Below are 10,213 nucleotides of genomic sequence, written 5' to 3'. Positions count from 1 at the left end.
TCCGGTCCTCAACCAGCTCGCCGCCCCGGTGACCACGGTCAAGGAGGGTGTGACAACCACCGCCGGCTTCACGATCCAGCTCGACCGCCCGGCCTCCGAGGACGTCGACGTCACGGTGACCGTCACTGATGGCACGGCCACGCATCAGTCCAACGTGCCCGGCAAGAACGACTTCGAGGCGCCGGCCGTACCGGTGACGATCCTGGCCGGCGCCAGCTCGGCCGTCGTCCCGATCACCATCAACAACGACGACGTCTACGAGCTCACCGAGACCGCCACGGTCAAGGTGGTGGTCGCCGCCGGTGAGCTGGACGCCGTCGACGCACCGTCGCCGGTGACCGCCACCCTGTCCATCGAGGACGACGACGCGGCGCCGGTGATCACGGCCCTGAGTGGCGTCAGTTCCGCCGCCGAGGGCAATGCTTCGGTCGCGGTGCAGGGTGCGATGACCGGTGTGGCGCAGGATGCGTACCCGATCACCGTCACGGCGGTCGGTGCGGCCAACCTGTCCGGCAGCGATCCCGCGGAGCCCGGCGACTTCACCAAGACCGGTCTGGTGACCACCCTGCCGGCCGGTCTGCACGGCCCCGTGGTCCCGCTCGGCACGATCAGCCTCCTGAACGACAAGGCCGACGAGTGGGACGAGACGATCCGTGTCTCGCTCACCGGCGCCGGCACGCCGGCCCCGTCCTGGCTGACCATCACCGACGACCCGGACGACCTGCCGCCGACGGTGGGTATCGACAGCCCGGCCCAGCCCGCCGGCGAGAACGCGGGCCCGGCGCTGGTGCCGGTGACCCTCGACTTCACCGACAGCGAGGACGCCGACTCAACCCAGAAGACGGTCACGGTCAAGTACGCCACGGCGAACGGCACCGCCCACGCGCCGGGTGACTACACCGCCGCCGTGACCAACGCGAGCGTCTCGTTCCCGGCGGGGACCACCGCGAAGAACATCTCCGTGCCGATCATCAACGACCTGATCTTCGAGCGGACCGAGGACTTCACGGTGACCATCACCGAACCGGGCCCGACCGGGGTGGCGCTCGGCGCCGACGTCGCCACGGTCACGATCGACGACGACGACAGCACTCGCAAGCCGACCTTCTCGATCTCCGACGCGTCGTTCGCCGAGGGCTCGTCCGGGAACGCGAACTTCACGATCACCCTGTCGTCGATCACCACCCAGCCGGTCGCCTTCGACGTGTCGGTCAACGACGGAACCGCGACGCACGGCGTGAACGTGCCCGGTCCCGGGCAGAACGACTTCACCGAACCAGCCACCACGGTGACCGTGCCGGCCGGCTCGGCGACGGTGTCCATCCCGGTGCCGGTCGCCAACGACAGCGCCTACGAGGGCGACGAGGAGGCGACGCTGACCGTGTCGCCGGTCACCGGTGAGAGCGATGTGGCCGGGCAGTCCGACTCCGGTGACCTGACCATCACCGACAACGATGCCCGGCCGACGATCGAGCTGACCGGGTCGTCCGGCAGCGAGGGCACCGATCTGCAGATCCGCGCCACCGTCACCGGCGTCGCACAGCGGGATCTACCGTTCGATGTGGCCTTCGACGCGGACAGCTCGGCCGAGGTCAACCCGGCCGAGAGCGAGGACTACACCGACAACGAGGTCTCCGGGGTGATTCCGGGCGGCTACTACCCGGTCAAGCCGCTCACCCTGGGCACGGTGACGCTGAACCAGGACGAGATCGACGAGCCGGCCGAGTTCTTCCGGATCAGGGCCACCGACACGGCCGACGCGGACGTGTCAGTGTCCGCCAACTACCGGATCAACGACGACCCGAACGACCTGCCGCCGACCGTCGCGATCGACGACACCACGACGATCGACGAGGATGTCGAAACGGTGGACGTGCACGTCAAGCTCAACTTCGACAGCGACGCGACGTCGACCGAGCAGACTCTGTCGGTCGGCTGGAAGACCGCTGACGGAACGGCCAGGGCGGGCTACGACTACCTGTCGAGGACCGGCGTGCTGACCTTCGAGCCGGGCGTCACCGACCTGAGCGCCAACGTGCCGATCGTCAACGACACCGTGGACGAGCCGTCGCAGAGCTTCTCCGTCACCCTGCTCAACGCGTTGCCGAAGGGCGTCGGGATCGATCAGGACACAGGTCAGGTCCAGATCAACGAGAACGACAACGAGGCGGATCCGACGCTGACCGCCCCGCCGAGCCGGGCGGGCACGGGCGCCATCCCGATCACCGGCAAGGCGAGGGAAGGCGCGCAGGTGCGGATCTACGCCGCGGCCGCGTCCACCCCGACGAAGTGGTTCCTCGCGGACACCGCCACGGCCAACGTGTACGGCATCTACGTCGCGTCGGTGCCGTTCGACATGGGCTACTACCTGCAGGCCCGGGTGGGCAGCGCCACCTCGGAGGCAGTGCTGGTGCGGGTGACCCAGGTGCCCGTCCTGACCGCGACGTCCACCACGGCCGGGGTGGTCAACCTGACCGTGGCCGGTAACCCGAAGCAGGCCGGCCTCGGGGTCACCATCCAGCGGAAGAACGCCAACGGAACCTGGTCGAACGTGATCACCGGCACGACCGCCGGGACCGCCAAGACCTTCGCCTACGCGCTGAAGGGCCAGAAGTCCGGGACCACGATCACGTTCCGGGCGACGATCGCGGCCAACGCCACGTGGGGCACGCTCCTCGGCACCTCGGTGGAGAAGCCGGTCCGCGTGCGCTGATCTACCGGTAACAAAACCGGGGGCGGCCGATCGGCCGCCCCCGGTTCCTTTCTGTCTCCCGGTGTCAGTCGACCTCGGCCGTGGCCTGGGCGAACTGGGCCGAGTAGAGCCGGGCGTACGCGCCGCCGGCCGCCATCAACTCGTCGTGCGTGCCCTGCTCGACGATCGCGCCGGAGTCCATCACCAGGATCACGTCGGCGTCGCGGATGGTCGACAGCCGGTGCGCGATGACGAAGCTGGTCCGGCCCGCCCGCAGCGAGTTCATCGCCCGCTGGATCAGCACCTCGGTGCGGGTGTCGACCGAGCTGGTCGCCTCGTCCAGGATCAGGATGCTCGGCTCGGCCAGGAAGGCCCGGGCGATGGTGATCAGCTGCTTCTGCCCGGCGCTGACGTTGGAGCCCTCCTCGTCGATCACCGTGTCGTAGCCGTCCGGCAGCATCCGCACGAACGAGTCGACATGCGCCGCCTCGGCCGCCCGCTGCACGTCCTCGAGCACGAACGAGTCCGCCCCGTACGCGATGTTCTCGGCGATCGTGCCGCCGAACAGCCAGGTGTCCTGGAGCACCATGCCCATGTGCTCGCGAAGCTGCTCGCGCGGCATGCTCGCGATGTCCACCCCGTCCAGGGTGATCCGCCCGCCGGTCACGTCGTAGAACCGCATCAGCAGGTTGACCAGCGTGGTCTTGCCGGCGCCGGTCGGGCCGACGATGGCCACCGTCTGCCCCGGCTCGGCGGTCAGCGAGAGACCGTCGATCAGCGGGGTGTCCGGCGCGTACCGGAACGAGACGTCCTCGAAGGCAACGCGGCCGCGTACCGGAGGCATCTCGACGTGCGCCGGGTCGGTCGACTGCTCGTCCGAATCGAGCAGCTCGAACACCCGCTCGGCCGACGCCACACCGGACTGCACCAGGTTGGCCATGCTCGCCACCTGGGTGAGTGGCTGGCTGAACTGCCGCGAGTACTGGATGAAGGCCTGCACGTCGCCCAGCGACAGCGAGCCGGTCGCCACCCGCAGGCCGCCGACCACGGCCACCAGCACGTAGTTCAGGTTGCCGATGAACATCATGGCCGGCTGGATCAGTCCCGACACGAACTGCGCGCGGAAGCTGGACGCGTACAGGCCGTCGTTGTGCTCCTTGAAGGTCTGCACCGCCTCGTGCTGCCGGCCGAAGACCTTCACCAGCGAGTGCCCGGTGAACATCTCCTCGATGTGCCCGTTCAGCTTGCCCGTGGTCGCCCACTGCTTGACGAACTGCGGCTGCGACCGCTTGCCGATCTGGGTGGTCACCCAGATCGAGACGGGTACGGTGACCAGCGCGATCAACGCCAGCAGGGGCGAGATCCAGAACATCATGGCCAGTACGCCGATGATCGTCAGCAACGCCGTGATCAGCTGCGCGAAGGTCTGCTGGAGCGTCTGCGCGATGTTGTCGGTGTCGTTGGTGGCCCGGCTCAGGACCTCGCCGCGGGCCTGCTTGTCGAAGTAGGACAGCGGCAGCCGGGACAGCTTGTTCGACACGTCCTGCCGGAGCCGGAAGACCACCAGCTGCACCAGGGTGGCGACGAGCCGGCCCTGGAACGCGGCGAAGACCGACGCGAACACGTAGACCAGCGCCACCCAGGCCAGGATGTGCATCAGCCGGTCGAAGTCGATGCCCTGCCCCGGCACGAAGTCGATGCCGGACAGCAGGTCGGCCCGGTTGGTCTCGCCCCGGGCGCGCAGGTTGTCGACCGCCTGCTGCTTGGTCACGCCGGCCGGGATCATCTTGCCGACGACGCCGGAGAACACGATGTCGGTGGCCTTGCCGAGCAGGCGCGGGCCGAGCACGGTCAGGAAGACGCTGGTGATCCCCAGCGCCAGGACCGCGGCGGCCATGCCCCGATGGGGTTTGAGCAGGCCGAGCAGGCGCAGCAGCGATCCTCGGAAGTCCTTGAGCTTCTCGGTCGGCTGACCGCCGGCCATCATCATCCGCCCGGGCCCGCCGATCGGCGGCCCAGCGGGCCTGCGATTAGGAGCGGTCACGCTGTGCCTCCAAAACCTGAGAAGAACAAGGACGCGATCATGAACTCGCTCCGCTCGCTCATGCCGCGGCCTCCTGCTCAGTAAGCTGGGACAACACGATTTCGCGGTACGTCTCGTTGGTGTCCATCAGGTCGGAGTGGGTGCCTTCGCCGACCACGCGGCCGTCGTCGAGCACGATGATCCGGTCGGCGTCGCGGATCGTGCTGACCCGCTGGGCCACGATCACCACAGTGGCGTCGGCGGTCTGCTCGGCCAGGGCCGCCCGCAGCGCCGCGTCGGTCGCGTAGTCGAGCGCCGAGAACGAGTCGTCGAAGAGGTAGATCTCCGGCTTGTGCACCAGCACCCGGGCGATCGCCAGGCGTTGCCGCTGGCCGCCGGAGACGTTGGTGCCGCCCTGCGCGATCGGCGCGTCGAGCTGCCCGTCCATCCGCTCGACGAAGTCGCGGGCCTGCGCCACCTCGAGCGCCGCCCACAGGTCGTCGTCGGTGGCGTCCGGGTTGCCGTACCGCAGATTGGAAGCCACCGTCCCGGTGAACAGGTAGGGCCGCTGCGGGACCAGGCCGACCACCCGGGACAGCAGCCCCGGGTCGAGCTCGCGCACGTCCATGTCGTCGACCAGCACCGTGCCGCCGGTGGCGTCGAACAGCCGCGGCACCAGGTTGAGCAGCGTGGTCTTCCCGGAGCCGGTGCTGCCGATCACCGCGGTCACCTCGCCGGGGTGGGCGGCCAGCGAAACGCCGCAGAGCACCGGGGACTCGGCGCCGGGGTAGTGGAATTCGACCCCGCGCAACTCCAGCTCACCGTGCAGGTTCAGGCTGGTGATCGGCTTCGCCGCGATGCGTACGGAGGACTCGGTGTCGAGCACCTCCTCGATCCGCTCGGCGCACACCTCGGCCCGCGGGATCATCACGAACATGAAGGTGGCCATCATGATCGACATGAGGATCTGCATCAGGTAGCTGAGGAAGGCGGTCAGCGCGCCGATCTGCATGTCGCCGCTGTCGATCCGGCCCGCGCCGAACCACAGCACGGCCACACTGGACAGGTTCACCACCAGCAGGACGACCGGGAACATCAGCGCCATCAGCTTGCCGACCCGCAGCGCCACGTCGGTCACCTCGGCGTTGGCGTCGTGGTAGCGCTGCTGCTCACGATCGTCGCGGACGAACGCGCGGATCACCCGGATGCCGGTGATCTGCTCGCGCATCACCCGGTTGATGTTGTCGATCTTCACCTGGAGAGTGCGGAACAGCGGCCGCATGGCCCGGATGATCAGGCCGACCAGCAGGATCAGGATCGGCACGATGACCAGGATCAGCCCGGACAGCGGCACGTCCTGGTGCAGCGCCAGCAGGATGCCGCCGAGGCACATGATCGGCGCCGACACCATCAGCGTGAAGGTCAGCAGCACCAGCATCTGGACCTGCTGCACGTCGTTGGTGGTCCGGGTGATCAGCGACGGCGCGCCGAACTGGCCGACCTCGCGGGCCGAGAACTCCTGCACCCGGTCGAAGATGGCGCCGCGGATGTCGCGGCCCACCGCCATCGCCGTGCGGGCGCCGAAGTAGACGGCCACGATCTGCGCCGCGATCTGCAGCAGGGTGATGCCGAGCATCTCGCCGCCGACCATCATCACGTAGCCGGTGTCGCCGTTGACCACGCCGTTGTCGATGATGTCGGCGAACATGGTCGGCAGGTAGAGCGTCGCCAGTGTCTGCACCAGCTGGAAGGCAACCACCAGCCAGATGTCTCTGCGGTACGGCCGCAGATGTGTCCGTAGGAGCTTGAGCAGCACTACTGTTCCCCGTTCCCGATGATGGGTACGACCAAGGAGCCGACCTGGCTGACCAGGAGGCCGTCGAGCAGGAGCGAGACCAGTTCGTCGGCCCGGAAGTTGTCCGGGTCGGCGTACGGGCCGAAGATGTTGGCGCCGGTGAACATCAGCACCATCCGGGCCGTCTCACCGGGCGACCGGCGTAGCTCGCCGGCGTCCGGTTCGATCAGCTCGGTGACCGCCGCGTGCAGCCGCTCACGCACCTGGTGCATCTGGGCGTGCGCCTGCTCGGCGTGATCGGTGGCCATCGCGAGCATCCGGGCCGCCTGGAGCAGCCGGGCGCTGCCCACCGACCGTTCGTGCACGATCTCGGTCGCCTGGATCAGCCGCTCGCGCAGGCTCAGCGACCGGTCGATGGCGGCCAGCCGGTCGAGCGCGGGCTGCGGGTCGACGGCCCGCAGCAGCGCGGCCACGATGAGCGAGTTCTTGTCCTTGAAGACGCCGAAGATGGTGCCCTCGGCGACGCCGGCGGCGGCCGCGATCTGTTTGGTGCTGACATCCGTCCCGTGCTCATGCAGCAGCGGGACGCACGCCTCGATGAGCGCGGCCCGGCGTTCTTCGGGCGCCAGCGCGGGCACGCGCCGACGGCGGTTCTCGTTCACGCTGACACTCTAATGAGCGAGCACTCACTCAGCCACTGACATTTGTCATGGGTCTACTTATTTTTACTTCAAGTCCGATTCTCTTGACACCATGTATAGAATATTTGACATGGGAGCGGAAGAGAGACGGGTCTGGATCCTCGGCGGCGTCGCGGTCGTGGGCTATGCGGCCTACTGGATCGTGGTCGCGGCCGGCGCGAACTACCGGGTCGCCATGCTGTGGACGGTCGGCGCCGCCATCCTGGCCGGCATCGCCGGACACATCGCGGCGACGGCCGTCTGGCCCGAGGGCGCGAACGAGAAAGATCAGCGCGACCGCGAGATCGACCGGTTCGGGCAGGCCGTCGGCCAGTCGATGCTGGTCATCGGCGGGGTCGTGGCGCTCGCCCTGTCGCTGGCCGAGACCTCGTACTTCTGGATCGCCAACACGCTCTACCTGGCGTTCGTACTCTCCGCGGTGCTCGGCTCCGTCGCCAAGCTGTTCGCCTACCGCCGGGGGTTCCACCCGTGGTGAAACCGACCCGCATCACCAACTCGATCCGCGCGCTGCGCTTCGCGCACGACGAGATGACCCAGGCCGAACTGGCCAACCGCCTCGGCGTGACCCGGCAGACCGTCATCGCCATCGAGCAGGGCCGCTATTCGCCCTCGCTGGAGGTGGCCTTCCAGATCGCCCGGATCTTCCGGGTGCCGCTCGACGACGTTTTCCAGTATCCCGAGGGGGACGAACCATGATGAAGGCCATCACCCAGCATCGGTACGGCTCGTACGAGGCGCTGACCTGCGAGGAGATCCCGAAGCCGGAGCCCCGGGCGGGCGAGGTGCTGCTGCGCGTGGCCGCGGCCGGCGTCGACCCCGGCCAGTGGCACCTGATGGCCGGGCTGCCGCTGGCCGCGCGCCTGGCGTTCGGCCCGCGGGCGCCGCGAGACAAGGTCCGCGGTCGTGACGTGGCCGGCACCGTCGTCGGCGTCGGCCCAGGGGTGACCGGCCTGGCCGAGGGTGACGAGGTGTTCGGCGTCGCCGACGGTTCGTTCGCCGAGTACGCGGTGGCGTCGGCCAAGCTGGTCGTACCCCGCCCGGCCTCGGTGTCGGCGGAGGTTGCCGCCGCGACCCCCACCTCGGGCTACACGGCTCTGCGGGCCATCGCCAAGACGTCGGTCGGTGCCGGGCAGCGGGCGCTCGTCATCGGCGCGGGCGGCGGCATCGGCACCATGCTGACGCAGATCCTCGCCGCCCGCGGCGTGTCGGTGACCGGCGTGTGCAGCGCGTCCAAGCTCGAGCTGGTGAGTTCGCTCGGCGCCGACTCCGTGATCGACTACCGGGTGGACCCGCTGGGCTCCGGCTACGACGTGGTGTTCGACATCGCCGGCCTGCGAAGCCTGCACGACCTGCGCAAGCTCCTGACCCCGGCCGGCACCCTGGTCCTGATCGGCGGCGAGGACAACGGCCGCTGGCTGGGCGGCGCGACCACCCGGTCGATGCGCGCCAACCTGATGAACATTGTGACCGGCCACCGCCTGCGTCCCGTGCTGGCCCTGGCCGACCGGGCCGACCTCGAGCAGCTCGGGGCCCTGCTCGCCGCCGGCACGCTGACCCCACAGGTAGAAAGAACGTTCGTCCTCCCTGCGACCGCTGAAGCGCTCCGCCTGCTCATGGAGGGCAAGGCCCGGGGCAAGTTCGTCATCACGCCCTGAGCAGACTCGCGATGTCGGTAGCCGCTCCCCGCGTGACGCCCTTGGTTACCAACTAGTCGGTCGGTTGGCGCTGCCCCCTTCCTACCAACTAGTCGGTCGGTTGGGGACCCTTCCTACCAACTAGTTGGTCGGTTGGGCTGACCGGGGGGGGCTCAGCGCCTGATGGCTGCCAGGCCGCGATCAGTTCCAGACGGCGGCGTGCTGGGCGCTGCCCACGTTGATCCAGCCGGCCAGCTGGTCGCGCCGGTTGACGGCGGTGACGGCGGCGGCCGGGTCACCCAGGACGGTGCGGCCGTCGCGCCGGAGGAAGACGCGGCCCTGGGTGATGCCGGCGATCCGGCCCGGCGCGGTGATGCCGCTGACCGTGCCGGCGAACTCCTTGCGGACACCGTTCCGCCAGGTGAACCAGCCGCCGCCGGTGATCCACCCGACGACCTGGCCGTGCTCGTCGGCCCCGACGGCGCCACCCGGTCCCAGGTCGGTCAGCCGGCCGCGCTGCCAGAGGAACGCGTGCGAGACGCCCGCGGCGACTGTGCTCGTACCTACGATCTGCCCGCCCTCGGTGATGTCGGCCGGCACCGATTCGGTGCCACCTAGCGTGCCCAGGTCGGCCAGCCGGCCACGGTCCCAGACGAAGCCGCGCCGCCCGCCGCGGGTGTAGTGGACGCCGATCACCTGGGTGCGCTCGTTGAGGCCGGTGGCGCTGCGGGCGCCGCCGAGGTCGGTCACGACGCCGTGCCGCCAGAGGAAGGCGCGGGTTCCTCCGGTGAGCGTCTGGTTGTCGCCGACGATCGCGCCCCGGTCGTTGATCGCCAGCGCGATGCCCTGACCGCGGCCGTCGATCGTGGCCAGGGCGAGCGGCCGCCCCTGCCGCCACAGGCATGGCCGGACGTCGATCGCCGCGGACTGGCAGAACCCGGCGACCTCGCCTCGTTCGTTGATGTCCCGCGCCAGCGCCCCGATGCCGCCGGGCGGCGGCCGGAGCGCGGTGACCTTCCCGGCCCGCCAGACGAAGGCGCGCGGCGGCTGGATCTCCGAGACCACCACCGTCGTCGCCGTGATGATCGCCTCGCCGCGTCCGTTCAGATCGGACACCCAGCTGTTGTCGAACCCGGCCGGATGGACATCCTTGACCGCAAGCGGCCGCGCCGCCCCGCCGCCCGGCGCAACGCGCGCCGTATCCGTGAGCGCCGCGCTGCCCGGCGCAACGCGCGCCGTATCCGTGAGCGCCGCGCCGCCCGGCGCAACGCGCGCCGCATCCGTGAGCGCCGCGCCGCCCGGCGCAACGCGCGCCGTATCCGTGCCGAGGTCCTTGGGCGGGGCCAGCACCAGGTGTACGCCGGGGGC

General features: G+C 69.6%; 8 protein-coding genes. 4 read left to right on the top strand and 4 right to left on the bottom strand.

Annotation, left to right across the window (positions count from 1 at the left end):
- Positions 1-2,713, top strand: a 2,713-nt coding sequence (locus AB0M54_RS09210; RefSeq protein ID WP_364470070.1) for a Calx-beta domain-containing protein, incomplete at its 5' end; no start/stop codon positions are given.
- A gap of 64 nt (positions 2,714-2,777) precedes the next feature.
- On the opposite strand, the gene AB0M54_RS09205 is transcribed toward AB0M54_RS09210, so the two are convergent.
- From AB0M54_RS09205 to AB0M54_RS09195, 3 genes are read right to left on the bottom strand one after another with little or no spacing between them, the layout of a single operon-like run.
- Entirely contained in the window at positions 2,778-4,736 is a 1,959-nt protein-coding gene (locus AB0M54_RS09205) for an ABC transporter ATP-binding protein (protein ID WP_364316498.1), read from the bottom strand.
- A gap of 58 nt (positions 4,737-4,794) precedes the next feature.
- Entirely contained in the window at positions 4,795-6,531 is a 1,737-nt protein-coding gene (locus AB0M54_RS09200) for an ABC transporter ATP-binding protein (protein WP_364316501.1), read from the bottom strand.
- Positions 6,531-7,172 (bottom strand): TetR/AcrR family transcriptional regulator, encoded by a 642-nt coding sequence (locus tag AB0M54_RS09195; RefSeq protein WP_364316504.1) that lies wholly within the window; start codon positions 7,170-7,172, stop codon positions 6,531-6,533. The genes AB0M54_RS09200 and AB0M54_RS09195 overlap by 1 nt, the downstream gene beginning before the upstream one ends.
- A gap of 109 nt (positions 7,173-7,281) precedes the next feature.
- Between AB0M54_RS09195 and AB0M54_RS09190 the strand changes: the two genes are divergently transcribed.
- Genes AB0M54_RS09190 through AB0M54_RS09180 form a run of 3 tightly spaced genes read left to right on the top strand, consistent with a single transcriptional unit; the run spans position 7,282 to position 8,866 of the window.
- Positions 7,282-7,686, top strand: coding sequence for a hypothetical protein (locus AB0M54_RS09190; protein ID WP_364316506.1), 405 nt, complete (start codon positions 7,282-7,284; stop codon positions 7,684-7,686).
- Complete coding sequence (locus tag AB0M54_RS09185) at positions 7,680-7,907, top strand: helix-turn-helix transcriptional regulator (RefSeq protein WP_364316509.1); 228 nt, start codon at positions 7,680-7,682, stop codon at positions 7,905-7,907. Before AB0M54_RS09190 ends, AB0M54_RS09185 begins: the two co-directional genes overlap by 7 nt.
- Complete coding sequence (locus tag AB0M54_RS09180; RefSeq protein WP_364470068.1) at positions 7,904-8,866, top strand: NAD(P)-dependent alcohol dehydrogenase; 963 nt, start codon at positions 7,904-7,906, stop codon at positions 8,864-8,866. The genes AB0M54_RS09185 and AB0M54_RS09180 overlap by 4 nt, the downstream gene beginning before the upstream one ends.
- A 180-nt stretch (positions 8,867-9,046) precedes the next feature.
- Here the strand turns inward: AB0M54_RS09180 and AB0M54_RS09175 are convergent.
- The coding region (locus tag AB0M54_RS09175) for a hypothetical protein (protein ID WP_364470066.1) at positions 9,047-10,213 on the bottom strand (1,167 nt) is incomplete at its 5' end.

This window comes from Actinoplanes sp. NPDC051470 (genome assembly GCF_040682035.1).
Taxonomy (GTDB): domain Bacteria; phylum Actinomycetota; class Actinomycetes; order Mycobacteriales; family Micromonosporaceae; genus Actinoplanes.
Note: the sequence above shows the minus strand (reverse complement) of the source record. Positions and strands in the feature narration are given on the sequence as shown.

Coding starts and splice junctions, on each gene's coding strand:
- AB0M54_RS09190 (WP_364316506.1), top strand. CDS start 7,282: ATGGGAGCGGAAGAGAGACGGGTCTGGATCCTCGGCGGCGTCGCGGTC.
- AB0M54_RS09180 (WP_364470068.1), top strand. CDS start 7,904: ATGATGAAGGCCATCACCCAGCATCGGTACGGCTCGTACGAGGCGCTG.